Raw genomic sequence first — 26,091 nt, 5'->3', positions numbered from 1 at the left:
CACCTGCCGACTGGCAGTAACCTTCAGAGTCGGACTGGCTTACTAACGCCCCGAATCATTGTTTATTATTTTTTCACAAAGGGAAGGACATATATTGGCCGAAACGCTGATGAAATTCCGTCGGGTCAGCCTGAAGTTTGATACTCAGGAAGTACTGGCAGGCTTTAACCTGGAAATAAAAGATGGCGAGTTTTTTACTCTGCTGGGTCCATCAGGCTGTGGCAAAACGACAGTACTGCGTTTGATTGCCGGTTTCGAGCAGGCTGATGAAGGTGAAATCCTGCTGGATGGGAAAAATATTGCTGATCTGCCAGCTGAAAAACGTCCAATTAACACAGTGTTTCAGAGCTATGCATTATTCCCACATCTGACCGTAGCAGAAAATGTGGCTTTTGGCCTGAAAATGTCAGGTACTGAAAAATCAGATATCAGACAACGAGTTCATGAAGCCCTGGATATGGTACAGCTCGCTGAGTTTGCTAATCGGAAACCCTCTCAGCTATCTGGCGGCCAGAAACAACGAGTCGCTATTGCCCGAGCTGTAGTAAACCGCCCTCGTCTGTTACTGCTGGACGAATCACTCAGTGCACTGGATTATAAACTGCGCCAGCAGATGCAGATTGAGCTAAAACGTATTCAGAGAAAACTGGGCATTACCTTTGTCTATGTAACACACGATCAGGAAGAAGCTCTTTCCATGTCGGATCGCATCCTGGTGATGAATCATGGCCAGGCCCAGCAGGTTGGCGCCCCTCGTGATATCTATGAGTCACCGGTTAATGAGTTTGTCGCTCGTTTTATTGGTGAGATCAATGTATTTGATGCCATTGTTGAACAGCCACTGTCTGAAGTCCGCTCCGATACCAGAAATAATCAATCCCTGAGGTATCAGGTACGCTTTGCTCTGAATGACTGCCTCAGAGAAATAACATCGGATATTACTCTGAATGTCGGTGATAAAATTAAAGTGCTGCTTCGTCCTGAAGACCTCAGAGTGGAATACCTTGAAGATGCTCCGGAACGCCCCGGTTTTGTTGGTGAAGTACTGGAACGTAACTACAAGGGAAAAACACTGGACTCTCTGATTCAGCTGGCAAATGGCCAGACAATACTCACCAGTGAGTTTTTTAATGAGGATGACCCGGACTTTGATTACCAGATCAACCAGAAAGTCTGGATAGATTGGGTTCATGGCTGGGAGCATGTCATCAAAGCCAGTGATATGCAGGCAGATGGCACAGATGCTGACTTAATCAATTCACCAGAGGTAGCAGGCTGATGGATTTCCGCCGTCTGATTATCTCTGTCACCCTGGCCTGGCTGACGGTATTCGTTTTTCTGCCTCACATGCTGCTGGTGGGCACCAGCTTTATGTCGCCTGATGCGGACCATCTGGTTGTCTGGCCAACGACTCTGGCCAATTTTGAGAAAGTTTTTACCCCGGTCTACTTTACTGTGTTCTGGCATAGTCTGGAGCTGGCGGCCATTGCAACCCTGGTTTGTTTATTAGTTGCCTACCCTTTCGCCTGGCTATTATCCGGATTTAAGCAACGGACTCAGGCCATTTTACTGTTTTTACTGATACTACCCTTCTGGACCAACAGTCTGATTCGTACTTACGCCATTAAAATCATTCTGGGTAAAAAAGGTCTGATCAATTCTGCTCTGGTCAGCATGGGCATTCTCGATGAACCGGTGCAATTACTTTACACCGAGTTTGCTGTTATTTTTGGTCTGGTGTATCTGTTATTGCCCTTTATGGTTCTGCCGTTATATTCCAGCTTTGACAAGATGGATACCAGTTTACTGGAAGCCGGGAAAGATCTGGGAGCCAACGCACTTCAGCGCTTCCGGCACATTATTCTGCCTCTGACAATGCCAGGGATTATTTCTGGCTGCCTGATCGTTTTTCTGCCTGCTATGGGTATGTTTTATATTGCTGATCTGCTGGGTGGGGCAAAAAACCTGCTGCTGGGTAACGTTGTTAAAAACCTGTTCCTGGTAGCCAGAGACTGGCCTATGGGAGCAGCGTTCAGTGTCATCATGATGCTGATGATGGCGTTATTGCTACTGATGTATGCTCAGGCTAATAAACTGGTCAGTAAAAAAGGAGGTTTAAACGATGAAAACCTCTGATCACTCAGGTTATCAAGGCTCTGCTATTAAAAAACTGGGCAGCGTTTTATTTATTAGCGCCGTGCTGGCGTATCTGTACGCTCCTATCGCTGTGCTGGTGGTTAATTCATTTAATTCATCCAAATACGGCCATAGCTGGCGGGGCTTCACCTGGAAATGGTACGAAAAGCTTCTAAACAACGGTAACTTGATGGATGCTTTCTGGCATTCACTAACCATTGGCTTACTTGCAGCAACTCTTGCGACCATGTTGGGCACCTTCATGGCCTATGCCTTATACCGGTATAAATTTGCTCTGAAAAAAGCCACCAGCGGTTTACTGTTTGTGGTGATGATGTCACCGGATATTGTACTGGCGATTACGTTTCTGGTGATTTTTATGGCACTGGGTATTCATCTGGGGTTCTGGTCTCTGTTAATTGCCCACCTGACATTCTGCTTGCCCTTTGTGGTCATTACTGTCTATGCCCGATTGAATGGTTTTGATGGTAACCTGATTGAAGCGGCCAGAGATCTTGGAGCCAGTGAAACCCGGACATTTTTCAGTGTTGTCGTGCCTATGTCGATGCCAGCGATTATATCTGGCTGGCTGCTCAGTTTTACCCTGTCTCTGGATGACGTCATCGTCAGCTCATTTGTCACAGGTCCTGGTTATGAAATTCTGCCAATCCGTGTTTTCTCAATGGTACGGGTTGGTGTGTCCCCTGAAGTGAATGCGCTGGCTACAGGCCTGCTGATCTTCTCTGTTGCCCTGGTTGTGTTGGCACAACTGATACTGAAAAAAGGAAAAAGCCAATGAAAAAACTACTGGTAGCCGGTCTGGCTCTGGCATCCAATCTGGCTCTGGCCCAGGAAAAGGTAGTGGTTTACAACTGGTCGGAGTATATCGACGAATCTGTGGTAGAACAGTTTACTAAAGAGACAGGGATCGAAGTGGAATATGCCACTTTTGACAGCAATGAGGTGATGTATTCCAAGCTGAAGCTGCAAAAAGGCAAAGGCTACGATATTGCCGTGCCCTCTACCTATTACGTGTCTAAAATGGCCCGTGAAGGCATGTTGCAACCCATTGATAAAACTAAGCTGAGCCACTTCGGCAATCTGAATGTGGATCTGCTGGATAAAGATTACGATAAAGGTAATCAGTACAGCGTACCTTATTTCTGGGGCAGCACGGCTATCAGTTACGACGCAGATACCCTGTCAGAGGGAGAAATCACATCATGGAAAGATCTGTGGGACCCGAAATGGAAAGGACAGCTGTTACTGACGGATGATATTCGCGAGGTTTTCCATATGGCTCTGACACTGAATGGCCATAGTGGTAACAGCAAAAACCCGGAAGAGATTAAACAGGCCTACGAAACCCTGAAAAGCCTGATGCCCAATGTACTGGTGTTTAACTCTGAAGCACCACGGGAGCCTTTCCTGTCTGGTGACGTTTCTCTGGGCATGAACTGGAATGGTGAAGTCTATATGGCTCAGCAGGAAGGTGCGAATCTGAAATACGTTTACCCGAAAGAAGGTGCAGTATTCTGGGTGGATAGTTTTGTTATCCCATCCGGTGCAGCCAACATCGACAATGCTCATAAATTTATCGACTTTATGCTGCGTGCTGAAGTAGCAAAAACCAACGCAGAATATGTAGGTTATGCCTCACCGAATAGTGCAGCTCTGCCTCTGATGGACGAAGATGTACGCAAAAACCCGGCAGTATTCCCATCGCAGGATGATATTGCCAGAGGTGAATTCCACCACGATATTGGCGATGATGCCATGAAGCTGATGACAGAATACTGGCAAAAGCTGAAGGCTGGCATGTAGCCAGAAGACCTTATCCAGCAAAGATGTATACCAATAAAAGTATCATAATAGCTGGACAGGTATAGCAACCGGAAAAAATAAACCCCACCCTTACAGATGGGGTTTATTGTACCGGTCAGATCAGATACGGATCAGCACAGATTACAGCTGAGTACCTGTACCGTCGGTGTGCCACTGATACATGCCGAATCAAAATAAAAGACATAATGCGGTGTTAATAGCACACCAATCAAATACAGGAACGAAACTATCTGTGCTGACAGTAATAATATTATCCGGCCAGAGACCGGACAATACTCATCTGATTTTCAGATATATAGCCGGCTAAAGGTGCTTCCCCATATACATCGGAAACGGCATGAAAAATCAGTGATAACGAGAGATATCCAGACCCGAAGGGTCAATATCCGGCTTTCTGCCGCTAACCAGATCGGCCAATAAACGGCCAGAGCCACAGGCCATTGTCCAGCCCAGGGTGCCATGACCAGTATTCAGAGATAAATTATCAAAACGGGTTTTACCAATAACCGGGGTACCATCCGGCGTCATAGGCCTCAGACCTGTCCAGAATTCTGCCTCTTCAACATTGCCACCATCAGGAAACACATCAGATACCACCATAGAAATGGTATCTCTGCGCTTTTGCAGAAGATCCAGATTAAAACCGGCCAGTTCAGCCGTTCCGGCGACCCGGATCCGATCATCAAAGCGGGTAATCGCCACTTTGTAAGTTTCATCCATAACGGTAGAAACAGGAGATGCCTCAGCATTTTTAACCGGCACAGTCAGCGAATAACCTTTCACAGGATAAATAGGTACATCCATGCCAATCTGCTTTAAAAGATCACGGGAGAAACTTCCCATCGCCACAACATAATGATCTGCCTTCAGTGTGCCTGCGCTGGTTTTTACACCGGTTATCCGGCCTGCGCTATCTTCCAGACCGTGAATGTGGGTATCAAACAAAAAGCGAACACCCTGTTCTTTACACAGGTCTGCCAGCTTATTGGTAAAAGCAAAGCAATCTCCGGTCTGATCATCCGGCAGCCTTAAGCCACCCACAAACTTGTCCTTCACTCTGGACAGTGCAGGCTCTGCCGCAATACAGCCCGCCATATCCAGCTGCTCATACTTCATATCAAACTGCTTCAGCACTTCAATGTCTTTATCAACAGCATCAACCTGCTGCTGAGTACGGAATAATTGCAGGGTACCCTTCTGCCGGTCTTCATACTGAATACCCGTCTGCTGACGAAGCTCATCAATACTGACTCGGGAATATTCAGAAATCCTTACCATACGCGCTTTATTAACGGCATAACGGCCTTCAGTGCAGTTAGCCAGCATCTGACTCATCCAGCCCCACTGATGGATATCAGCTGTCGGTTTCAGCTTGAGTGGAGCATGCGTTTGTGTCAGCCATTTCATCGCTTTAAAGGGCACTCCGGGAGCTGCCCAGGGTGATGAATAACCAAAAGATACCTGACCGGCATTAGCATGACTGGTTTCCATAGCCGGTGAACTCTGCCGGTCCACCACGGTTACTTCATGCCCTTGTTGCGCCAGATACCAGGCTGAAGTCACTCCAATAACACCACTTCCAAGAATCAGAATCTTCATAGCTAAACCTGCCCCAATTTTATTGTTATGACAGAAAAATCATCTAGCCAGAGTCTGACTAGCCAATAGAAAAGCTATACTAAACACCAAAAAGCAAAATTTGTAACTTTATAAAAACAAAATATCAGAACTATTCACCATACAACTCTTAATTTACAGCAAAATGATGATGTTTCAGAGGATATACCCGACATATACCTCCTTATCGGTATAAAAAAACCGGAACAACAACCATAAAAAGACACAAAAAGCAGGTTAAAAATCCACAAAAAAGTCACACATCAGACAAATCTACAATATTAAAAAGGATAAACCAGAAGAAAAAATAATAATCAGCCATAATTCGAAAAATCCATCTGCCATTACCGGCAAAAAAATTTTCTGTCCGCCGCTGGAGAATACAGCAACTCTTAACAGAGACATGCCTATTCAGATTTTCAGAGGGATAGTATTTGAAGAATATTCGGTTTTATCAGAATAATATTTCATAGAACAGAAATATAATTCTGTTTTGATATTTTTTTAAGAATTTTATTCAAAAAAATATTGATATAGAAAATTTTATTCTATAGATTACCCCTGTCATCAAGAAACACTGAACCAGGTGCATAGTATTTTTCCTGTAAGTTTCAGATTTCTCAGAAATTACGCCCAGAATAAGTAAGTACAGACAGATGAACTACGGTGTGAAACTCATTAAACAGAAAGCAGGTCAATCGAAATCCTGCACACTGACCCGGTTTGTAGCCTGTAGCTGATACTTATTACTAAAGAATCTTTCAAACCCGGTCGCAGAATATGCTTCCGGGTTTTTTATTGTTTTTAAGGAGTTAACTCATGATGTTCCGCGGATCCTATGTCGCTCTGATTACCCCTTTTGCTAATGGAGAACTGGATGAAGCAGCACTGCGTAAGATGGTTAACTGGCAAATCGAAAGTGGCACCCACGGCCTGGTACCTGTTGGTACAACCGGAGAGTCCCCTACACTGAATGAGAATGAGCATAAGCGGGTTATTGAAATTGTAGTAGAAGAAGCTGCCGGAAGAGTCCCTGTCGTCGCTGGAGCAGGCTCAAACAACCCGACAGAAGCCGTTGAGTACTCGCGTCATGCTCAGGCAGCTGGTGCTGATGCAGTATTAAGCGTTGCCGGTTATTACAACCGTCCTAACCAGGAAGGTTTGTATCAGCAGTTTAAAATGATCCATGATGCCATTGAAATTCCGGTGATCATTTACAATATTCCTCCTCGCGCTATCGTTGATGTAGTACCGGATACTATGGCTCGCCTGGCAGAACTGCCTCGTATCAGCGGCGTGAAAGATGCAACGGGTGATCTATCCCGCATCAGCAACGAGCGCCTGGTTGTTAAAGGTGAGTTCAGCTACCTGTCTGGCGAAGATCTGACCGCAATGGCTTACCGCGCTAATGGCGGACACGGCTGTATCTCTGTAACGGCTAACGTCGCACCAGCACTGTGCGCTCAACTACACGAAGCCTGTGACCGGGGTGACTTTGCAACAGCACTGGAGATTCAGGACAGACTGGCACCTCTGCATAATGCTCTGTTCTCAGAACCAAGCCCTGCAGGTGTTAAATATGCCGCCTCACTGCTGGGTCTATGTGATGAAGAGGCCCGTCTGCCAATTGTTGAAATGTCTGAAGCTGGAAAAGCACGCGTTAAGGCAGCACTGGAACTTGCCGGCCTGATCTGATCTAGTTTATCGGGTAAGGGAAGTTTACCTCTTGCCCGGTCACTCCATGCGCTAAACATGAGGCCTTTCAGCCTTAAAATCGGGTATATCTGAGATTATATAACTGAACCTGGGTATTGCTTTGCTCTGCAGCCAAAAGCTGGCCAATACAATAACTTCCAGGGAACCCGTTTGTTCAGCCCTTAAACCAACCCTTCCGTCACGCTGATGGCAATTGCCAGTTGAACCAGCTCCGAAAGAGATCCTACCGACATTTTCGCCATCATATTGGCCCTGTGTCCTTCGACAGTTTTTTTATTGATACCTATCGTATCCGCTATTTCCTGATTAGATAGCCCTTTAACAACCTGTTCAAATACCTGCCGCTCCCGTCGTGTCAGACTGTCATAGCGCTGTTGATATATCTGCAACTTGCGCTCACGGGCCTGCTGGCTCCGCTGTTTATCCAGAGTCCTCTGCACATGATCTATCAGGCGCTGATCATCAAAAGGTTTTTCAAGAAATGTAACTGCCCCTTGCGTCATCGCAGTTACTGCCATATCAATATTACCATGAGCTGAAATCATAATAACCGGTAAATCAATTCGGGCTTCAGTAAACTTTTGCTGAGCATTGATGCCACTTAAACCAGGCATACGCACATCCATTACAATGCAGGCGGCTTCCTCCTGAAGGAGTTTTTCATTTACCTCATTCAGGAAAGCCAGGGCACTATTAAAGCACATCACCTCCAGCCCTACAGATTCCAGTAACCACTGTAGTGAATCCCGGACATCCGGATCATCATCAATGACAAAGACAACAGATTCAGACCGGACATCATCCCTCATCGATGAAGCCGATATAACAGGTAAACTTTGATTAGCAGACATCACCAGACAAGCCTTTTTATAAAACAAACCTTTTCGATTATGCCAGCAAATCAGCCATTTACGAAGATACCCTAACCAAAAGAGATTGATAATACACTTTCTACTAATTAATCTCCTACCCAAGGCTTCGGACGTATAGCCAAAAAGCCGAAACAATGCTTATACTTAAATTAACAATTGTTTTATCAGAGCCAACAAAATACAACCTGAAACGGACCGGCTCTGTTTTTAATACGGCTTCATTTCCCGGAGATTAATACATGAACAGCTATTCACACCTGAGTCTTCGCTGGCAAATATCCATTCCGGTATTTTTACTGAGTATATTTATCGTTATCCTGGGGGGGTCAGGCTATCTGGGAATTACAGCCGTCAGTCAGCAGTCCGACATTATGGCCCGTCACCTGACACCGGCCACCAGCGCCATACTGAATGCAGACCGTGATCTGTATCAGGCTACAACGGCCATGAGGGATTATGTCAGTATGTCAGAAGACAGGCAGGCCAGCAGACAGGACTTTGATGACAATGCTAAACAGGCATTTGATCGCATGATGAAAGCTCGTCAGCTGGTAGCGTCTGTCGGTGTAGAGATGGTAGATGAAAACCAATTCAGAACAGATTTTTCCCAATGGAAAACCAAAGCTCAGCAGGTTTTTACTCTGGCAGATCAGGGAAAAATATCCGATGCTCTGGCTCTCATACGCACGGAAGAGGGGAAACTCTTCGGAGCCTTAAGGGATCAGTATGATGCCCTTGGGGAGAGTATCGATAAACAGTCTTCACGAATCGCAGACAATATAATATCAACCCAAAACAAGGAAATGACTAAAATAGTCGCAATCCTGATTCTGGCTTCAGTATTATCATTACTGGTCGTAATCTATATTCCTCGCATGGTTGTAAGTGCCATTAAACAGCTGGAAAGGATGTTATCAGCCCTGGCTGATGGCGGCGGAGATCTGACCCAGCGTATCCCCGCAGAAGGCGATAATGAGATTGCCAGTCTGGCAATGCAGGTCAATCGCTTTATTGAGTTTCTGCAGACCATGATCGCAGAAGCCCGTATACATACCCATGAAATGCATTCCGTCGTTGACGATCTCTGCAAGGGTGCAGAAGAAACCAGTCAAAGCGCCGAACACCAGCAGCAGTCGGTGAATCAGATACATACTGCAGTGACAGAGCTTCAGAACGCCATTAACGAAATCGCTGATAACGCTATGCAATCCTCTAACGAAGCCAATCAGGTTCACCAGGATGTGAGCGCATCTGGCCAGGCTATCCATGCTGCATCCAGTCAAATCACAACATTGTCTGATGATATGCAGAATGTAGTGGCTCTGATCAGTGAACTGGAAAAAGAAAGCACGAATATTGTTTCTGTACTTGACGTTATTGGTGGTATTGCAGAACAGACCAACTTACTGGCATTGAATGCAGCTATTGAAGCGGCACGAGCCGGAGAAGCAGGTCGTGGCTTTGCTGTTGTTGCCGATGAAGTCAGAACCCTGGCTTCCAAAACCCAGCAATCAACGCAGGATATCCAGGAAATGATCGACCGGCTTCAGGCTGGTGTAAACAATGCAGTATCTGCGATGCAAAAAGCAAACAGTGAGGTAGCAGAAACGGTTACCCGTTCTGAAAGTGCATCAGAAGCATTGGACAGAATTGTACAGGGTGTTAATCGTATTAATGATATGTCGACTCAGATCGCTGCCGCTACAGAAGAGCAGTCTTCAGTGGCATTGCATATGAGTGAAACCGTCAGTGATGTGAATAAACATACCGAAGCACTTAACCGCCTGGCTGCAAAAACAAAAACCAGTGGGAACTCACTGCATCATTCTACAGGTGCGCTATCCGGTCATATGAATCGCTTCAGGGTCTGAACGAACACACCTGAGCACCTGAATCAAAGTTCTCCTGCTAAAAACGGCCATCTTCTCCGGCTGTTAGCAGGAGAATAATGAGACACATTATTCGGGTTTTCAGCACCATTATTCACACCTGTTTATTGCTCAGGATGATAACGGCAGAGAAAACCGGAAACAGGCCCCTCTCTCTGCTCTGTTCTCTGCTGTCAATTGTCCCCCCTGAGCCTCTGCCAGCGAGCGACTGATGGCCAGCCCCATGCCCAGCCCTTTTTCCTTAGTGGTAAAGAAATGTTCAAACAACTGATCCGGATTATCTACCGGTAATCCGGGTCCCAGATCCGAGACAGAGATCTCCAGCACACCACCGGCAGCCTGAGCACTGAGTACCACCTGAGCTTTCGGTTCAGACTTAATACACTGATGATCAATATCAGAACCATCAGAAACCGGGGCATCATAAGAAGCGGGAACCGAATCCTGAGCAGAAGTGTTATTCAGCTGACTGCAAGCCTCAATACCATTCATCACCAGATTCAACAGAATCTGCTCCAGCTGAATCCGATCAGCCATCACAACCCAGTCCGGATCTTTTATTTCATTAAGCAGAGTCACATGGTGCTTATCTGCACTGGCCTGGCAAAATTCCATCAGATCCTGTACCACATCCTTCAGTATCAGGCTCTGTTTGCGCACTTCCTGCTTGCGGGTAAAGTCCATCATGCTACGAATCAGCTGTCCCGCACGCATGGCTGTACCGTCAATCTTCTCCATCGGGAATTGTAAATCCTTCCAGCTTAACTGAGCCTGCCCGGAAAAACGCCGACGAATCCCACCAATGTAATTCACAATGGCAGTAAGCGGCTGATTCAGTTCATGGGCCAGGCTGGAAGCCAGCTCTCCCATTGCAATCAGGCGAGAGGCATGACTGATTTCAGCCTGATAGCGCTTCAGTTCAGCCTGAGCGGCTCTTATTTCACTCAGGTCTCTGGCGACCAGAGAATAATATTCCTGTTTTTCAGGTAAAGACTGATGGGCCAGTAATTCCAGCAACACCGGAATTTTTCGCTCAGCTCCCTGCATTTCCAGCTCCTGATGCCAGCGCAGGCCATCATGAACTGCAGTAAACCCCTCGTCCATCAGGCGCTGATAATCATTAGCACTCAGTAGTTGCGACAAAGAAATATCGGCCAGCGTCTGATGATCTGACATCAGGTTATTGCGAGCTGCTTCGTTCAGATAGGTGACATTCTTTTCCGGGTCAACAAAAATCACCAGATCACTGCTACGCTCCAGTACCCGTGCCAGACGCTGATTCGCCTGCTCCGTCTCAATACGTCGGGAAGCATCTCTGGATACCACCAGAATTTCCTGCAGTTCACCGGTATCCGGATCACGCAAACTTCGACTGGTACTTTCCAGCCAGGTGTAATGGCCATTTTTACAGCGAAAACGATAGGTATGAGTGTACAACCCCCGTTCATAGCTCACGCTGGGGCTGCGATTATCAAAGTCAGCCACATCATCCGGATGGTACAAATCATAAGCTGACAGACCGATGATTTCTTCCACATCATAGCCCAGAAGATGCGTCACAGCCGGAGAAGCGTAGATAAAACGCCAGTCTCCGGGTGTATGGCGGGAGATCATATCCGTAGACTGTTCTGCCATTTCGGCCAGCAAACGATAGCGTTCAGCATCCTGGGCCTGCAGAACAGGGGAATACTGCTGTTCTGATGCCTCAGAAGACAAGGGGTCTGATCGGGCATCAGGCTGGGACTGATGATTCATAAGCATCTGTTCTGTATCCGGATTCTGGCTCAGCAGCATACACGATTCCTCATACAGTCCCAAGTTCAGTAAACAAACGGTCAGTCGGTCAGTTGCCGGACCATATCCCGCAGGGCAAATTTCTGAATTTTACCGGTTGAGGTTTTGGGTAAAGCAGCAAAACATACTTTTTTCGGGCATTTGAAATGAGCCAGATGTTCGCGACAGAAATCGATAATTTCCTGTTCTGAAGCATTCACTCCTTCTTTCAGGGTGACCACTGCACAGGGTATCTCTCCCCAGAAATCATCTGCTCTGGCAACAACGGCAGCCTCCAGTATGGCAGGATGACGGAACAGAACCGCTTCTACTTCAATGGTCGAAATATTTTCACCACCTGAAATAATAATATCCTTAAAGCGGTCTTTTACTTCGATATAGCCATCGGGATGCCAGACGGCTATATCTCCGGTGTGGAACCAGCCATCTTTAAATGCCTCCTGTGTCGCCTCTGGATTACTCAGATAGCCTTTCATCACGGTGTTACTGCGAATCAGCACTTCCCCCTGGGTTACGCCATCCTTAGCCACAGCCTGACCACTGGCCATATCAGCCACCATCATGCCGTATACTCCGGGAGCCCGAACTCCCTGACGGGCCATCTTTCCGGCACGTTCATCCAATGGCAGTTCTGACCAGCTTTGTTGCGGATCACAGAACACACTGGGACCGTAAGTTTCGGTCAGCCCATAAGCATGAACAACCTGAACCCCGAGATTTTCCATGCCTTCAATAATACTCGCCGGAGGCGCGGCACCACCGGTTGTAACGGTGACTTTATGACTGGCCCGGTATTGTTGCTCTTCCGGAGCATTGATCAGCATATTCAGCACCACAGGCGCACCACAGAAATGAGTGACACCGAAACGTTTAATAGCAGAAAAAATCTGATCCGGCCTGACATGACGCAAACAGACATGGGTTCCGGCAACAGCAGTGACAGCCCATGGATAACACCAGCCGTTACAGTGAAACATCGGCAGAGTCCATAAATAGACCGCATGCTGGGGCAATCCCTGCCCCATAATATTACTCATGGCATTCAGATAAGCCCCCCGGTGGTGATACACCACACCTTTCGGGTTACCGGTTGTGCCCGAGGTATAATTCAGGGTAATCGCCTGCCACTCATCTTCTGGCGGCTCAGGCAGATAACTTTGAGCGGTATCCAGACCTTCTGCCAGTAAATCCTCAAAGTTCAGCTCTCCGATACAATCCCCCTCTGCATATGGATCATCGACATCAATCACCAGAGGTCGGGCATCACATAACGCCAGTGCTTCAGATACCAGGCCAGAGAGTTCTTTATCGGTGAATAATATCCGGGCCTTGCTGTGATTAAGCATAAAAGCAATGGTTTCAGCATCCAGCCGGGTGTTCTGAGCGTTCAGCACAGCACCCGTCATAGGTACAGCAAAGTGCAGTTCCAGCATTTCCGGAATATTTGGCAAAATAGCGGCTACGGTATCATTTTTGCCAATACCTCTTTGCCGTAATGCACAGGCTAATTGCAGGCATCGCTGATAAGTAGCCGACCAGCTTCGCTGAATATCCTGATAAATGACAGCAGTGTGATCAGGGTATACTTCTGCAGTGCGGGTAATGAAATTGACCGGGCTTAAGGCAATATGATTGGCCGGAACTTTAGCCAGCTGTTCATAAGGGCTATAGCTCTGGTCACTGCCCGGCGTATCAATTGCATCGTCCTGCCCCTGATACTCAGGGGATAGCGGGTGATTCATATATCTGGTCCTCTGCTTAGTGCACAGGCCCGGGATTAAGACGCCTTAAAATCTTATCCGGCAGGCGTCTGAAATCTCTGACCCGTATTCCATGGCCGTTTTACCTGGAACGATCAGATCAGACTGGAGAAGACAGATCTGACAGTTCCGGCATAACCGGATTAACCCGGCTGCAGAAACTCTTTACTAAAGGTACGGAATTCAGGTGCATCAGAGCGACGAATCCACTCAAAGCCCACCATCTCTCTGGTCACAACCCGTATACCCTCTTCGCGCATGCGCTCAATGGCATACACAGTATCAACCGGGTTACGGGCAGAAATGGCGTCGGCCACCACAAATACTTTATACCCCTTTTCCTTCAATCCCAACGCGGTTTGCAGCACACAGACATGAGCTTCCATTCCACAGATAACGATAACCTCTCTGTCCGCAGCTGTAATTTGCTGCATGCACTCTTCAGAATCAGCGCAGGAGAAAACGGTTTTACCCGTAAAGCACGCCTCAGGCAGTAATTCCTTTAAAGTACCTGTTGTTGGTCCAACCCCCTGAGGGTATTGCTCTGAAGCCAGTACAGGTACCTGCATCAGCTTTGCCATTTCGATCAGCCAGCGGCAGCTCTCTGTTAATGCCTCGCTGTTATGTACACCAGGCAGCAGTTTTTCCTGCACATCAATCAATAGCAAAGCGGAGTTTTCAGCGCTGATCAGCATAAAAGAATCCTTTTAGTCGTAACATTCAGATAGTTGTGATTAAGCAAAGTCTATAGTCAGAAGCTTTAAACAGACGATCCCTGGCAAACAGATTAAAACCAGGTATAAACCCTTGCTTAAAAATTGACAGATAGTCTTTACTTAGCAACAGGGCGACGATCCACCATATTGGTAGCGACCCCTTCTGCCACGACCTTATCTTTTACCCGGCAGACAGTTTCCAGCTTAACCCGGCGACGTTTCTCATCCACCTCCAGAACGGTTGCTGTCGCGACAACTGTATCACCAATATGCACCGGAGCTTTGAACGATAATTGCTGATCGATATAGATAGCGCCAGGTCCGGGCATACGTGTGCCCAGTACTGCTGAAATCAATCCAGCACTGAACATGCCGTGCACTATCCGCTGTTCAAACATAGTGGTTTCAGCATATTCAGCATTGATATGTACCGGATTATCATCCCCGGTTACCCCGGCAAACAGAATGACATCCGCCTCTGTGACCGTTTTTGCATAGCAAGCCTGCATACCTGGTTCCAGATCCTCCAGATAGTAACCATGCAACGCTTCAATCTGATCATTAGTCATTGTCTTATCCTTATTTATGTGACGATTTCCGGCGTGGTGATTCACCCGATTCAGATAGGCCTGTGATCAGACCGTTGAGACAATATAGATATAAACAAACAAAAAACCAAGTACAAACCCTTGGTTTTTAAAAATAGCTTTGTTAACCTGATTTTGCCGGATCATCGTAGAACAAGAGCAGTAACACTGATTCATTGATAGTAAATCCACGGAGAAATCACTATGCAGGAACAAGCCAGCAGTCTTCTGGATAAAACCCTGAGCCGCCTTTTGCCTCTGTGGGGAGAGATCTACAGTGGCCGACGCTCTCTGGATAAATTATCCCTGACTCCGGATCTGAATGATGGTGATGCCGAACAACTGAAACACTGGATGGACGCCTGCCTGTCAGATCATGGCGGAGAAGTGGCCGCTCGTATGCGGGCTGCCGCTCTGGGACGCAGCTTTATGGAACTGAATGATCTGGGGCGCCTTCGCTTTCTGACATTACTATCTGAAAATTATGGCGCGGACGAAGTCAGTATTGCTCAACTGATCGAGCACTGGCAAAACAGCAAAGGGGAAAAACGGGCGCACATTGCCAGCCAGCTGAGAGAAGCGCTGGAACCGGCTCGCATGAAACTGTTAACCCAGTTTAATGAACTGCCAGAAGGCATTAAGTTCCTGGTTGATATGCGGGCAGATTTGCTGGCACTGAGAAAACAGCACCCTCAGCTGAAGCCGCTGGAAAGCGATCTGAGACGTCTGCTCAGTGCCTGGTTCGATGTCGGCTTGTTGCATCTTGAACGTATCAGCTGGAACTCAAAAGCCTCGTTACTGGAAAAACTGATCGCTTATGAAGCCGTGCATGAGATCAAAAGCTGGAATGACCTGAAAAACCGACTGGATTCCGACCGCCGGTGCTTTGCCTTTTTCCACCCGAACATGCCGGATGAACCCCTGATTTTTGTTGAAGTTGCTCTGGTGAATGGGCTGGCAGGTAATGTACAACACCTGCTGGACGAAGACGTCCCGGTACTGGATATCAGTCAGGCAGATACGGCTATTTTTTACTCAATATCTAACGCTCAGAAAGGGCTGGCCGGCATCAGTTTCGGAAATTTTCTGATTAAACGCGTTGTAAGAGAGCTACAGAGCGAATTTCCACAACTGAAACAGTTTTCAACTCTGTCACCTGTTCCGGGCTTCTGCCAATGGCTGAAACAACTGAAAGAGGCCGATCCGGAGCAAGAAGGGATCACTCTGCCTGTCTGGCTGCAATCAACACTGGATACAGAGTTTCAGTATATGCAGTTTGATCAGCACCAGCAGACGTTTGTAGAAGATCTGGCCCTGCATTATCTGGCCAGAGAAAAACGTCATCATAGTGAATATGCGCTTAATCCTGTAGCTCATTTTCACCTCAGCAATGGTGCTCGCATTGAACGTCTGAACTGGCGGGCAGATAACTCAGATAAAGGTCTGCAACAATCGGCAGGATTGATGGTGAATTATCTCTACGAACTGGCAGAAATAGAACATAACAGCCGTCAGTACAGTGATTTCGGAGAGATCAGCCTGTCACCGCGACTGAAAAAACAATTGAAAGGGCTGAACCTGTAGCCTGATCAGAACAATAAACCATACAAGAACAGCACAACAAAAATAATATGGAGCTTATTAACATGAGTCAGAAAATTGCGGTTGTCACCGGAGGCACTGGTGGTCTGGGTATTTCTATGTGTCAGGCGATGTGCGACCAGGGACATAAAGTCATTGCCACCTACTACCCATCTGATGAGATGAAAGCCTATGCAGAAGATAAACAGGCTTCCTTACAGACCTCGGGCTATGACATTACCCTGTATCCGCTGGATGTCACTGATTTTGCGGGCTGTCAGGCTTTTGTCAGTCAGCTGGAAACAGATCTGGGGCCTATAGATATTCTGGTCAATAACGCCGGCATTACCCGTGACGCACCGATTAAGCGTATGGAAGCCGATCAGTGGCAAGCAGTTATTGATACCAATCTGAGCTCTGTTTTCAACATGAGTAAGCTGGTATTCGAAGGCATGTGCGAAAGAGGCTGGGGCCGAATCGTTAATATCTCTTCTCTGAATGGTGAAAAAGGCCAGTTTGGTCAGGCTAACTACGCTGCCGCAAAAGCCGGAATTTATGGCTTTACCCGCTCTATCGCTCAGGAAGGTGCCCGTAAGGGAGTTACGGTTAATGCCATATCTCCGGGATACATTGATACACCTATGGTACGTCAGGTCCCCGAAAAAGTACTGAATAGTATTATTGAAGGGATTCCTGTAGGTCGACTGGGTCAGCCTGAAGAGATTGCCCGTGCAGTGGCATTTCTGACTGATGAGGCATCAGGTTTCATTACCGGAACCAACCTGTCCATCAATGGCGGACAATACATGAGCTGATATCAGCTCCTGCGTTCCGGCAAAGTATCAGATAACCACCATTCATCAGATGTTTTACTTCTGTCCCGGCCTGCTGGCCGGGCTCCCTTCTCTGCAGACCAGTGATGAAGGGCCAATATCCTCTGCCGCAAGGAGATCAGAATGACGGATTACACTGCACCGATTCAGGATATGACTTTTGTACTGAATGAACTGTCAGGGCTACCTGAGGTCATTGCCAGAACAGACTGTCAGGATGCCAGCCCGGATCTGGTTAATGCCATCCTGGAAGAAGCCGGGAAACTGGCCTCAGAAGTGATAGCCCCTTTGAATCGCAGCGGAGATCAGACTGGGCTTACATTAACGGAACAACATGATGTCATCGCCCCGGATGGCTTCAAACAAGCCTGGCAGGCCTATGCAAAGGGTGGCTGGGGGTCTTTGCAGTTTGATCCGGAATACGGTGGTCAGGGACTGCCTTTTGCGCTGGCTATTCCGGTACAGGAGATGTGGCATGCTGCCAATATGTCCTGGGGACTGTGCCCATTACTGACCCAGGGCGCAGTAGAGGCTATTTCAGTTAACGCCAGCGAAAGCCTGAAAGCCCGTTATCTGCCCGGCCTGATCAGTGGTCAGTGGAGCGGCACCATGAACCTGACCGAACCTCAGGCGGGTTCAGATCTTGCTGCCATTACAGCCAAAGCCGTACCAGAAGGAGATCATTACCGTATCAGCGGCCAGAAGATCTTTATCACCTGGGGTGAACACAGCATGGCTGAAAATATCATTCACCTGGTACTGGCCCGCTTACCGGATGCACCGGCAGGTGTAAAAGGCATTTCATTATTCCTGGTACCAAAGTTCCTGCTGAATGATGATGGCTCTCCGGGCCAACGTAATGACTGCCGGGCCATTTCTCTGGAGCATAAACTGGGCATCCATGCCAGTCCGACCTGTGTGATGAGTTATGGCGATAACGACGGTGCGATTGGTTATCTCATTGGTGAAGAGCATCGTGGGCTGGCCTGCATGTTCACGATGATGAACAACGCCCGCCTGACGGTTGGTTTACAGGGGGTATCTGTCGCAGACAGGGCCTACCAGCAAGCCCGGCTTTATGCCAGGGACAGGGTACAGGGCATCACGCCAGGTCTGAAAACACCGGGCCCGATCATCCATCACCCGGATGTCCGCCGTATGCTGATGACAATGCGCAGCCTGACGGAAGCTGCCCGTGCACTGGCTTATCTGGGTTGCCGGGAAGTCGATATGGCTGAAGCCAGTCAGTTAACCGACGGCGAAAAAATGCGCCATAAACGCCGTCAGGCTCTGCTCACACCACTGGTAAAGGCATGGTGTACAGAAATCGCTCAGGAAGTCACCTCTCTGAATGTACAGATTCATGGTGGCATGGGCTTTATCGAAGAGACCGGCGCAGCCCAACTCTATCGGGACGCCCGTATTCTGCCAATTTATGAAGGAACCAATGGTATCCAGGCGATGGACCTGATCGGCCGTAAGCTGGTATTCGATAAAGGTCTTGGTTTATCTGAACTGCTGGATGATGTGGATGCCTCTCTGGCAGAGATGCATAGCTCTGATCAGGTGTCTGCTGCTCAGTTGAAACGGGTTAACGATAGTGTTCTGACGCTGCGTACCTGTTCTCGCATTCTGCTGAATTGTGAAGACAGCTCCATTCAGAACGCACTGGCCATGGATTATCTGATGATGATGTCTTATGTCATCACCGGATGGCAGATGCTTAAGGCTGCTGATATTGCAGGGCGTCATCTGACTGAAAACCCTGAGTCAGATTTCTATCAGGCCAAAACCCGGACTTGTCGCTTTTATCTGGATCAGGTTTTGCCTCGCTACCTGACCCACGCAGAAATAATAAATAACGGAGCAAACAGTACATTAGAGATGGATATCGCTCTGTTCTGAGCCAGGATAGTCCTCTGATGTTAAAGAAGTACTGCAACGGGCTAACAAACCACACCAGGCAGGCTTGCTATCTGATCCAGACAACATTTAACAGCATCTTTTTACCTCTGGGCGGTGACCAGACAAAAAGCCATTGCCCAATTATTTTAGTGATTCAGCGTTGAAAACTGAAAAACTTTCAACTCGCAACCCATTTCTATCTGCAAATACGCTTGCAAATGATAAATCTTATCATTAATATTGATTGAAAAATAAAGACCTGTTCTGGAAGATCCAATATGTACGTATGTCTTTGCTCTGGCGTAACTGACCAACAAATTCGTGATGCAATTGCAGCGGGTGATACAGATTTAAAAGCGCTACGGAAAAAGTTGGGCGTGGCGATAAGCTGCGGCATGTGTGTGCCTGATGCCCGCGAGATTCTGAATACTGAATCAGAACAGCTGGCTATGGATCTGGCGATAGATATTACTAACACAGGTCAACAATGTGCAGCTTAATGCTGCACAAAGCGATCTGCTTGAAAAGGCTATTCTGTTTTTTGCCATCATTTAATTACCGGTAACATCTGCGGTCACTAACTATAAATCATACCTGTAAACAACTCTGTCTATTAACCTTACAAACAGCATCCGACACTTTTTATCATTGCCATTCGACCTCCCCTGGAAGTCATATAAAACTATTTACATCAGAAAAGTCATACAAGACATTTACGGAGTATCGTAATAGATACATGGTAATCAGGGCAACTCGCCGGAAGCTATTCAGCAGGCATATCAGAACAGGCCTTGCCTTATATAAGCAAAGCCTTCTATAGCAACATCAACAATCAACTGAAACGAGCTGTCAGCGTATCTCTTAGTTTTTGATTATCTTTTTTGAGGTCGCGCAATTCATTTTTAGTCTGAATCAACTCATCCTGAACTTCAGTCAGGTGTTTAACTCTGGCGTCACTGGCAGCAGATTGAATCTCTGCTGATTTCTGAGCCTGCATCGCATCTTTCAGCTCATTTGTTATTGTTTTGAGTTGCTGCTTCAATTCTTCTTTTTCTTCCTCAAGGCGCTTAACACGCTCTGCCTTAAAGCTATTCTGCTCATTCAGAGATTGAACCCGACCCTCTTCAACCGCCAGATGCTTTTCAGATTCGTTCAGCTTGCGACTTATATCATTTCGCGCACTCTCTGCCGCGGTAATCTGACTTTCTGCATCACGCAGATCTTCTTTTGAACGTTCCAGCAGTTCTTTCAGATTATCCATTTTCAGCTGTTCACGGGCCAGTTCAACCCGATAATTTTCATTTGCCTGGCGCTGTTGCTCCAGTTCATTCTGCAAACGTTCGTTATCGTTTTCTTTTTCAGCCAGAAGCTCTTTTAACTGGCTTTGCTGCTCTTCCAGAATCTGATTCTGAGCGGCCAGCTCTTCTTCATGGAGACTCCTTTCTTCCAGTTCAACTGACAAATCATTCAGCTCACCTTCAAAAAAATTAACCTTATCTGCAATATCTCTTCTGGCTGAAAGCAACTGCCCTTCAACTTCTTTTATCCAGGCGGCTTTTAATTCCGGGGATAATTCAATAGCCACAGCCTGTTCAGAGTTGTCTTTTGCCTCACGCCAGGAAATCATATGTTTCTGGACTGAACCTAAACATGTTTTTTTGCCTAACTGCTGAAACACCTGCTTAGCACCAGGCATCTTTCCATCCGCCATCAGCATTTCTGCTGCTGCAACGACTTCAGCGTATGTAGTATCTGTTCTGCTCATGGGGTGTTTTCTCATCCGTCCCGGTTTATTTAACCGCTATTGTATTTAATTCAGAGAGTTATGGGGAGTAAAACAAAACGAATTATGTGAAACAGATCCTGATACAGTAAACAGAAAAATAGCATTGATTATACTGCTTACCTGATTGCAACAAATAATGACTAAAAATAAACATTTCACATATTTATTCATTTTCTCCTGAAATATCATCAGGTCAGAAATCTTGTTAACAGCATGAAAGGCGCTATAAAATATTGTTATAACAATTGAAGCTTACAGAAAAGGAGTTCATATCATGGCAAGCTTTTCAGATAATCCCCCCCTCCAACCTGATTATGCTGATCTGGCTAATACTACAGGTCATATCAATCGGGATATTCCATGGCATATAGATTCTCAGCTCCCTGATATTCTTCGGAATATTGCTGCACAAATTAAAGCCAGTTCCGTAGACGAGATCAATCTGGAAAAGCTGGCTCTTACTTATGAAACTACATCTGAAGAACTGACTCGGTTATTTATGGACTACCTCGGACTTTCTCCTGAAGAGTATCATGAGAAAGCGCGTCTGAATCATGCACAATATTTGCTGGAAGAGACATTATGCAGCCTGAAGCAGGTTGCAGATGAAACAGGGTTTAAGAATATACAGAGTTTACAGGCGGCCTTCCTGGATAAGGTTGGTATGTACCCTTCCCGTTATCGTTAATTGTTGTTATTCGGGTAATTGCCAAAAAACACAGGACAGTTTTTTGGCAAACCACATATATGATCAGTATAAATTATCGGATCCGGCGAATATGTTCAGGCCCAATCTGATCAATTGAAGAGCATCCGGCCAGAATCATACAACGCTCAAACTCTGCTTTCAGAATAGACAGTGCTTTTTCTACACCCGCCTGACCTCCTGCTGACAGACCTCTGACATAAGCTCTGCCCAGGCTACAACTGTTTGCCCCTAATGCCAGCGCCTTAAAAACATCCGTTCCCCGGCGGATGCCCCCATCTACAATAATTTCAACATCCGGTCCGACAGCGGCTCTGACTTCTTCTACCAGCTCTATAGGAGATGGCACGCCATCAAGCTGCCTGCCACCATGATTTGACAGAATAATGGTACTGGCACCAGCCTGACAGGCTCTGACCGCATCAGAAGCAGACATAATGCCTTTGACGGCAAATGGCCCTCCCCACTTCTGAATCATATCTTCAGCATCAGACCAGGTCAGATCTTTCTTAAACAGCTTGCTCATAGCGATCACAAAAGCCTGGGAGTCTTTCAGAGATACCTTTGGCATGTGAGGGAAATTCCCCATACTGGCACCATCGCTTTGCAGATAACCGATCAACCACCAGGGACGGAGCATATACTGCATTACAGACTTCATGGTGAGTTTAGGCGGGATGGTTAAGCCACTACGAGCGTCCCTTTCCCTGTTTCCACCAACAATGGTATCAATGGTCAGCACCATACCTTTAAAACCAGCTTGTCTGGCTCGCTGATTCAGCTCTGCTGCCAGTTTTTCATCGTCCAGTACATAGACCTGAAATAATTTATCGCCTGCTGAAGCCTGTGAAATCTCTTCCAGGGAACGATTTGAAAAAGTCGATGCAGTATAGGGCACTGCAAATTTTGCAGCCGCTCTTACTCCAGCCAGCTCAGCTTCTTTCGGGCACATCATCCCTGAAAACCCTGTCGCCGAGATATAGAAAGGTAAAGCAGAATCACACCCCATGATCCGGGTGTGAGTAGAAATCTGACTGACATCCTGCAATCCCTGAGGCACAATCTGGTAATCTCCGAATCCTTCACGATTACGTCTTAGCGTGACTTCGTCATCTGCTCCACCTTCAACATAATCATTAACAGGAAATGGAACTTTCCAGGCCGCTAACCGGCCAAGGTCATCAATATTGATACAGGATTTCAGTGTCAGCATAAGGAACTCCGGAACAGAACAAGCATAAAATCAGCTAATTTGCAGATCATACGGTGTAAATCTGACTGACTTTACCCCCCTATTCAGGGGGGAGATCAACCTCAGCCAAACCACACATCTGTCATAGTTAAAATAGTTATCACAGCATTTTTTTTATAACTGAAATCAACAGTTTTATGTTCCTTCAAGCTCAAAAGAGAAAATTAAGTTTTTATCACTATAGAAATATACAAATTAAGTAATTAGACCTACACAAGCATCAGTTCACAGAATTCCTGCTACATTTATCATTAAATTATACTGATTCTTGCCTCAGATCATTTTCCGCTAACCTGGCTCAGGACGCATTCTGACGTCTACCTCCCTCTCAATATGGTACGTTAATCCTTTGAATATATTTTTTTTTGTAATATATTCGTGAAGGCAAGGCGCACCATTGACGTTTACGTCCATGTTAATTTTGATAATGAGAACGATAAAACGGAGCTACGGTTTCAGAAAAGAACCGGTTAAAACAGAGAACCGGTTAAAACAGGACAGCACTGCTGAGTTTTCAAATCAGGAATGACCATTCCGATAAAGCGCCAGACACTTACAAAAACAACTAAACCCTAAAGGCAAGACGGAGAACCAAAATGAAAAGCAGACTGCTCAAAAAGCTACAGTTAACGCTATCCGGCGTATTACTGACCTCAGTTGCTTTAACAGCCAGCGCACAAACTACACTGCGCGTCGGTAGCTGGCTGCCGCCTAACCATCCTCAGAATTCTGTAGTGTGGCCCACCTGGTCTAAGTGGGTAGAAGAAGCCACAGAAGGTCGTGTAAAAGTAGAAGTTGAATACGGTCTGGGTCACCCGAAAACTATGTTTGAACTGGTAGAAGACGGTGTTGTTGATGCGTCTTTCAGCTATCACGGCTATGTACCAGGCCGCTTTAAACTGACTCAGGCAGTAGAGCAGCCATTGCTGGGGGCATCTGCAGAAGCCGCTTCTGTTGCTCACTGGCGTGTATTTGAGAAGTATTTTGCTAAAGCTCAAGAACATGATGGCCTGGAAGTGATTGGCCTGTTTACCCACGGACCAGGCCAGATCCACATGGCAGAACCGATTAAATCTCTGGCCGAGCTGGAAGGTAAGAAGATCCGTCTGGGTGGTGGTGTTCAGGGTGAAATCGGTCATCGTTTGGGCGTAACCGCTGTCGGTGCTCCAGCTCCTAAAGTATATGAAATGATGCAGCAGGGTGTTATTGATGGTGTATTCATCCCAATGGGTGAACAGAAAACACTCCGCCTGAAAGAAGTAGCTAAGAATGTGATTGTTCTGCCTGGTGGTATGTACCTGGGCAGCTTTGCAATGTTTATGAACCCGGATTTCCTGGCGGATCTGAGCGATAAAGATCGTAAGGCAATTATGGGGGTATCTGGTGAGAAACTATCGGCTATGGCAGGTAAGGCCTGGGATGAAGCCGATGGAGCTGGTCTGGCTGCGGCTAAAGATGCGGGTGTAAACATTACAGAAGTGAAGACTGGCGACGCTCTGGCAAATGAGTTTGTTGCACTGACAAAGGGTATGGATGAAGCTTTCCTGAAATCTGTTGCGGATCGCAACGTTGACGCTGAAGCTGCTCTGGCTGAACTGCGTCAGATCGCCCGCAGCTACGATAAATAAGGAGCTTCGGCTATGACCTTCAGTGCCTGGCTGACAGCGCACTACGAAGAAAAAGGGCCGGTCGCGTGGCTGGCCTTTTTTCTTGAGTTAATCGCTGCTGTAACCCTGTTTTTTCTGATGCTACTGACCTGTGCCGATGTATTTGGTCGTTATTTTCTGGATAACGCTGTCGACGGCACAACAGAGCTGACAGAGATGGGGATTGCTATTCTTGTCTTTGCTGAAATGCCTGTAATCACCTGGCGCGCTGGCCATGTGGTGGTAGATATTCTGGATCGCTGGATGAGCAACACTCTGATTAAAGCACTCGGACTGTTATCTGCATTTCTGATCGCATCGTCTCTCTATTTCCTGGCAGATCGTATCTACTATCTGGCAGCACGCGCTTTGCGCAGAGGCGAAGTCACCGAGTATTTACAAATTCCCGTTGGTCATATTGTTGAATACATCGCAATTATGAGCTGGATTACAGCGGGAGCCATGATTACCTATGGCATATATCGACTGCTGTTTCTATCCCGGGATTAATCTGGCAAAAGATTAAAATACGGATATAAATCACAGGTATTTCCAATGATTACTGCATTAACCGGCTTTGCGATTCTGCTGCTGATCATCGTAGTGTTACGTGTGCCTATTGCTTTCGCAATGGGGATCGTAGGCTTCTTTGGTTTCGCATTTATGCAGGGGCTGAGCTTTGATAACTTTATGGATTTCCGCTGGGCAGGGGCTCTGTCTATGGCGGCAAAACGCGTCGTGGATACTGCACAGGAGTACAGCCTGTCGGTGATCCCACTGTTTATTCTGATGGGCAACCTGGTCACCAAATCCGGGCTGTCTCATGAGTTATACCGCGCCTCCAACGCCTTCCTTGGCCATAAAAAGGGCGGTTTATCGATGGCTACCGTTGTGGCCTGTGGTGGCTTCTCCGCAATCTGTGGTTCCAGTCTGGCTACATCCGCGACTATGGCTAAAGTGGCCATGCCACCGATGCGTAAATACGGCTACTCAGACTCTCTGGCAACCGCATCTATTGCGGCGGGCGGCACTCTGGGGATTCTGATTCCACCCAGTGTGATCCTGGTCATTTACGGTCTGCTGACCGAAACCAGTATCCGTGAGCTGTTTGCCGCAGGCTTTATTCCGGGATTTCTGGGTATTCTGCTGTATCTGGGGGCTGTTCGCTATGTCGTGTGGCGCACCCCTGAGGCCGGTCCATGCGGTGAGAAGCTGTCCTGGCCAGAGCGGCTTAAGGCGCTGAATGGTGTCTGGGGCGTGCTGATCCTATTTACCATTGTGATGGGAGGCATCTATCTGGGGATTTTCACTCCAACGGAAGCAGCCGGTATCGGCGCTGGTGGTGCCTTTGTTATCGCCCTGGCACGTAAAAGTCTGACCTTTGGCAGCCTGTTCGACATCCTGACGGATACAGCTCGCACCTCGGCTATGCTGTTTGCGGTACTGATCG

At 47.0% G+C, this 26,091-nt stretch carries 22 protein-coding genes; 14 read left to right on the top strand and 8 right to left on the bottom strand.

Translation table 11 applies throughout. From position 1 onward, the window contains the following. Positions 1 to 94: 94 nt before the first annotated feature. Genes potA through H4O21_RS06395 form a run of 4 tightly spaced genes read left to right on the top strand, consistent with a single transcriptional unit; the run spans position 95 to position 3,960 of the window. Complete coding sequence (potA, locus tag H4O21_RS06410; protein ID WP_305082221.1) at positions 95 to 1,279, top strand: spermidine/putrescine ABC transporter ATP-binding protein PotA; 1,185 nt, start codon at positions 95 to 97, stop codon at positions 1,277 to 1,279. After that, positions 1,279 to 2,136 (top strand): spermidine/putrescine ABC transporter permease PotB, encoded by an 858-nt coding sequence (gene potB, locus H4O21_RS06405; RefSeq protein ID WP_182808022.1) that lies wholly within the window; start codon positions 1,279 to 1,281, stop codon positions 2,134 to 2,136. Before potA ends, potB begins: the two co-directional genes overlap by 1 nt. Next, positions 2,123 to 2,935 (top strand): spermidine/putrescine ABC transporter permease PotC, encoded by an 813-nt coding sequence (potC, locus tag H4O21_RS06400; protein WP_182808021.1) that lies wholly within the window; start codon positions 2,123 to 2,125, stop codon positions 2,933 to 2,935. The genes potB and potC overlap by 14 nt, the downstream gene beginning before the upstream one ends. Further along, positions 2,932 to 3,960, top strand: a complete 1,029-nt coding sequence (locus H4O21_RS06395) for an ABC transporter substrate-binding protein (RefSeq protein ID WP_182808020.1) — start codon at positions 2,932 to 2,934, stop codon at positions 3,958 to 3,960. The genes potC and H4O21_RS06395 overlap by 4 nt, the downstream gene beginning before the upstream one ends. Before the next feature lie 366 nt (positions 3,961 to 4,326). Here H4O21_RS06395 and H4O21_RS06390 read toward each other — a convergent pair whose 3' ends face one another. Next, complete coding sequence (locus H4O21_RS06390) at positions 4,327 to 5,580, bottom strand: D-amino acid dehydrogenase (RefSeq protein ID WP_182808019.1); 1,254 nt, start codon at positions 5,578 to 5,580, stop codon at positions 4,327 to 4,329. Positions 5,581 to 6,417: 837 nt separating this feature from the next. Here H4O21_RS06390 and dapA point away from each other — a divergent pair. Next, on the top strand, positions 6,418 to 7,293 hold the full coding sequence (gene dapA, locus H4O21_RS06385) for a 4-hydroxy-tetrahydrodipicolinate synthase (protein ID WP_306667868.1): 876 nt from the start codon (positions 6,418 to 6,420) through the stop codon (positions 7,291 to 7,293). Between the two features lie 182 nt (positions 7,294 to 7,475). Here the strand turns inward: dapA and H4O21_RS06380 are convergent, their stop codons facing one another. Continuing rightward, positions 7,476 to 8,165 carry a response regulator transcription factor gene (locus tag H4O21_RS06380; protein WP_255487170.1) on the bottom strand — a complete coding sequence of 230 codons (690 nt, stop codon included), beginning with the start codon at positions 8,163 to 8,165 and terminating at the stop codon, positions 7,476 to 7,478. Between the two features lie 260 nt (positions 8,166 to 8,425). Between H4O21_RS06380 and H4O21_RS06375 the strand changes: the two genes are divergently transcribed. Beyond that, complete coding sequence (locus H4O21_RS06375) at positions 8,426 to 10,057, top strand: methyl-accepting chemotaxis protein (protein ID WP_182808018.1); 1,632 nt, start codon at positions 8,426 to 8,428, stop codon at positions 10,055 to 10,057. Positions 10,058 to 10,186: 129 nt separating this feature from the next. On the opposite strand, the gene H4O21_RS06370 is transcribed toward H4O21_RS06375, so the two are convergent. The 4 genes from H4O21_RS06370 to H4O21_RS06355 all read right to left on the bottom strand — a co-directional run bounded on the left by H4O21_RS06370 (position 10,187) and on the right by H4O21_RS06355 (position 14,914). After that, positions 10,187 to 11,869 carry a PAS domain-containing sensor histidine kinase gene (locus H4O21_RS06370; RefSeq protein ID WP_255487169.1) on the bottom strand — a complete coding sequence of 561 codons (1,683 nt, stop codon included), beginning with the start codon at positions 11,867 to 11,869 and terminating at the stop codon, positions 10,187 to 10,189. Positions 11,870 to 11,910: 41 nt separating this feature from the next. Beyond that, a complete protein-coding gene (locus tag H4O21_RS06365) occupies positions 11,911 to 13,611 on the bottom strand; it encodes an acyl-CoA synthetase (RefSeq protein WP_182808017.1) in 1,701 nt (566 codons plus the stop codon). A gap of 161 nt (positions 13,612 to 13,772) precedes the next feature. Further along, positions 13,773 to 14,324 (bottom strand): hydrolase, encoded by a 552-nt coding sequence (locus tag H4O21_RS06360; protein ID WP_182808016.1) that lies wholly within the window; start codon positions 14,322 to 14,324, stop codon positions 13,773 to 13,775. A gap of 137 nt (positions 14,325 to 14,461) precedes the next feature. Beyond that, the gene (locus tag H4O21_RS06355) at positions 14,462 to 14,914 is read right to left on the bottom strand and encodes a MaoC family dehydratase (protein WP_220495538.1); all 453 of its coding nucleotides are present in this window, start codon (positions 14,912 to 14,914) and stop codon (positions 14,462 to 14,464) included. Between the two features lie 222 nt (positions 14,915 to 15,136). Here H4O21_RS06355 and H4O21_RS06350 point away from each other — a divergent pair, with 222 nt between their 5' ends. The 4 genes from H4O21_RS06350 to H4O21_RS06335 all read left to right on the top strand — a co-directional run bounded on the left by H4O21_RS06350 (position 15,137) and on the right by H4O21_RS06335 (position 19,751). After that, positions 15,137 to 16,516 carry a malonyl-CoA decarboxylase gene (locus H4O21_RS06350; protein WP_182808015.1) on the top strand — a complete coding sequence of 460 codons (1,380 nt, stop codon included), beginning with the start codon at positions 15,137 to 15,139 and terminating at the stop codon, positions 16,514 to 16,516. Positions 16,517 to 16,578: 62 nt separating this feature from the next. Next, positions 16,579 to 17,328: an acetoacetyl-CoA reductase gene (gene phbB, locus H4O21_RS06345; protein WP_182808014.1), complete on the top strand. Its 750-nt coding sequence runs from the start codon at positions 16,579 to 16,581 to the stop codon at positions 17,326 to 17,328. Positions 17,329 to 17,469: 141 nt separating this feature from the next. Then, positions 17,470 to 19,251, top strand: a complete 1,782-nt coding sequence (locus H4O21_RS06340; RefSeq protein ID WP_182808013.1) for an acyl-CoA dehydrogenase — start codon at positions 17,470 to 17,472, stop codon at positions 19,249 to 19,251. 278 nt (positions 19,252 to 19,529) lie between these two features. Next, positions 19,530 to 19,751 (top strand): (2Fe-2S)-binding protein, encoded by a 222-nt coding sequence (locus H4O21_RS06335; RefSeq protein ID WP_182808012.1) that lies wholly within the window; start codon positions 19,530 to 19,532, stop codon positions 19,749 to 19,751. 332 nt (positions 19,752 to 20,083) lie between these two features. Here H4O21_RS06335 and H4O21_RS06330 read toward each other — a convergent pair whose 3' ends face one another. Then, positions 20,084 to 21,016, bottom strand: coding sequence for a DNA-binding protein (locus tag H4O21_RS06330; protein ID WP_182808011.1), 933 nt, complete (start codon positions 21,014 to 21,016; stop codon positions 20,084 to 20,086). A 295-nt stretch (positions 21,017 to 21,311) separates the two neighbouring features. Here H4O21_RS06330 and H4O21_RS06325 point away from each other — a divergent pair, with 295 nt between their 5' ends. Further along, positions 21,312 to 21,725: a helix-turn-helix domain-containing protein gene (locus H4O21_RS06325; RefSeq protein ID WP_182808010.1), complete on the top strand. Its 414-nt coding sequence runs from the start codon at positions 21,312 to 21,314 to the stop codon at positions 21,723 to 21,725. Positions 21,726 to 21,798: 73 nt separating this feature from the next. On the opposite strand, the gene H4O21_RS06320 is transcribed toward H4O21_RS06325, so the two are convergent. Continuing rightward, a complete protein-coding gene (locus H4O21_RS06320; RefSeq protein WP_182808009.1) occupies positions 21,799 to 22,956 on the bottom strand; it encodes an alpha-hydroxy acid oxidase in 1,158 nt (385 codons plus the stop codon). Between the two features lie 635 nt (positions 22,957 to 23,591). On the opposite strand from H4O21_RS06320, the gene H4O21_RS06315 reads away from it, so the two are divergent. The 3 genes from H4O21_RS06315 to H4O21_RS06305 form a co-directional block, all read left to right on the top strand. Next, entirely contained in the window at positions 23,592 to 24,623 is a 1,032-nt protein-coding gene (locus H4O21_RS06315; protein WP_182808008.1) for a TRAP transporter substrate-binding protein, read from the top strand. A gap of 12 nt (positions 24,624 to 24,635) precedes the next feature. Further along, the gene (locus tag H4O21_RS06310) at positions 24,636 to 25,151 is read left to right on the top strand and encodes a TRAP transporter small permease (protein ID WP_182808007.1); all 516 of its coding nucleotides are present in this window, start codon (positions 24,636 to 24,638) and stop codon (positions 25,149 to 25,151) included. A 45-nt stretch (positions 25,152 to 25,196) separates the two neighbouring features. After that, the coding region (locus tag H4O21_RS06305; protein ID WP_182808006.1) for a TRAP transporter large permease at positions 25,197 to 26,091 on the top strand (895 nt) is incomplete at its 3' end.

It is taken from the genome of Oceanospirillum sediminis (genome assembly GCF_014164585.1).
In the GTDB taxonomy this organism is placed as follows: domain Bacteria; phylum Pseudomonadota; class Gammaproteobacteria; order Pseudomonadales; family Halomonadaceae; genus Oceanospirillum; species Oceanospirillum sediminis.
This window is presented reverse-complemented; position numbering and strand designations above follow the sequence as displayed.

What these genes read in the sequence shown, in the direction of transcription:
- potC (WP_182808021.1), top strand. Translation starts at nt 2,123, where the DNA reads ATGAAAACCTCTGATCACTCAGGTTATCAAGGCTCTGCTATTAAAAAA.
- H4O21_RS06325 (WP_182808010.1), top strand. Translation starts at nt 21,312, where the DNA reads ATGGCAAGCTTTTCAGATAATCCCCCCCTCCAACCTGATTATGCTGAT.
- dapA (WP_306667868.1), top strand. Translation starts at nt 6,418, where the DNA reads ATGATGTTCCGCGGATCCTATGTCGCTCTGATTACCCCTTTTGCTAAT.
- H4O21_RS06390 (WP_182808019.1), bottom strand. Translation starts at nt 5,580, where the DNA reads ATGAAGATTCTGATTCTTGGAAGTGGTGTTATTGGAGTGACTTCAGCC.
- phbB (WP_182808014.1), top strand. Translation starts at nt 16,579, where the DNA reads ATGAGTCAGAAAATTGCGGTTGTCACCGGAGGCACTGGTGGTCTGGGT.
- H4O21_RS06340 (WP_182808013.1), top strand. Translation starts at nt 17,470, where the DNA reads ATGACGGATTACACTGCACCGATTCAGGATATGACTTTTGTACTGAAT.
- H4O21_RS06380 (WP_255487170.1), bottom strand. Translation starts at nt 8,165, where the DNA reads ATGTCTGCTAATCAAAGTTTACCTGTTATATCGGCTTCATCGATGAGG.
- H4O21_RS06375 (WP_182808018.1), top strand. Translation starts at nt 8,426, where the DNA reads ATGAACAGCTATTCACACCTGAGTCTTCGCTGGCAAATATCCATTCCG.
- H4O21_RS06330 (WP_182808011.1), bottom strand. Translation starts at nt 21,016, where the DNA reads ATGAGCAGAACAGATACTACATACGCTGAAGTCGTTGCAGCAGCAGAA.
- H4O21_RS06350 (WP_182808015.1), top strand. Translation starts at nt 15,137, where the DNA reads ATGCAGGAACAAGCCAGCAGTCTTCTGGATAAAACCCTGAGCCGCCTT.
- potB (WP_182808022.1), top strand. Translation starts at nt 1,279, where the DNA reads ATGGATTTCCGCCGTCTGATTATCTCTGTCACCCTGGCCTGGCTGACG.
- H4O21_RS06395 (WP_182808020.1), top strand. Translation starts at nt 2,932, where the DNA reads ATGAAAAAACTACTGGTAGCCGGTCTGGCTCTGGCATCCAATCTGGCT.
- H4O21_RS06335 (WP_182808012.1), top strand. Translation starts at nt 19,530, where the DNA reads ATGTACGTATGTCTTTGCTCTGGCGTAACTGACCAACAAATTCGTGAT.
- H4O21_RS06355 (WP_220495538.1), bottom strand. Translation starts at nt 14,914, where the DNA reads ATGACTAATGATCAGATTGAAGCGTTGCATGGTTACTATCTGGAGGAT.
- H4O21_RS06370 (WP_255487169.1), bottom strand. Translation starts at nt 11,869, where the DNA reads ATGCTGCTGAGCCAGAATCCGGATACAGAACAGATGCTTATGAATCAT.
- H4O21_RS06365 (WP_182808017.1), bottom strand. Translation starts at nt 13,611, where the DNA reads ATGAATCACCCGCTATCCCCTGAGTATCAGGGGCAGGACGATGCAATT.
- H4O21_RS06310 (WP_182808007.1), top strand. Translation starts at nt 24,636, where the DNA reads ATGACCTTCAGTGCCTGGCTGACAGCGCACTACGAAGAAAAAGGGCCG.
- H4O21_RS06320 (WP_182808009.1), bottom strand. Translation starts at nt 22,956, where the DNA reads ATGCTGACACTGAAATCCTGTATCAATATTGATGACCTTGGCCGGTTA.
- H4O21_RS06360 (WP_182808016.1), bottom strand. Translation starts at nt 14,324, where the DNA reads ATGCTGATCAGCGCTGAAAACTCCGCTTTGCTATTGATTGATGTGCAG.
- H4O21_RS06315 (WP_182808008.1), top strand. Translation starts at nt 23,592, where the DNA reads ATGAAAAGCAGACTGCTCAAAAAGCTACAGTTAACGCTATCCGGCGTA.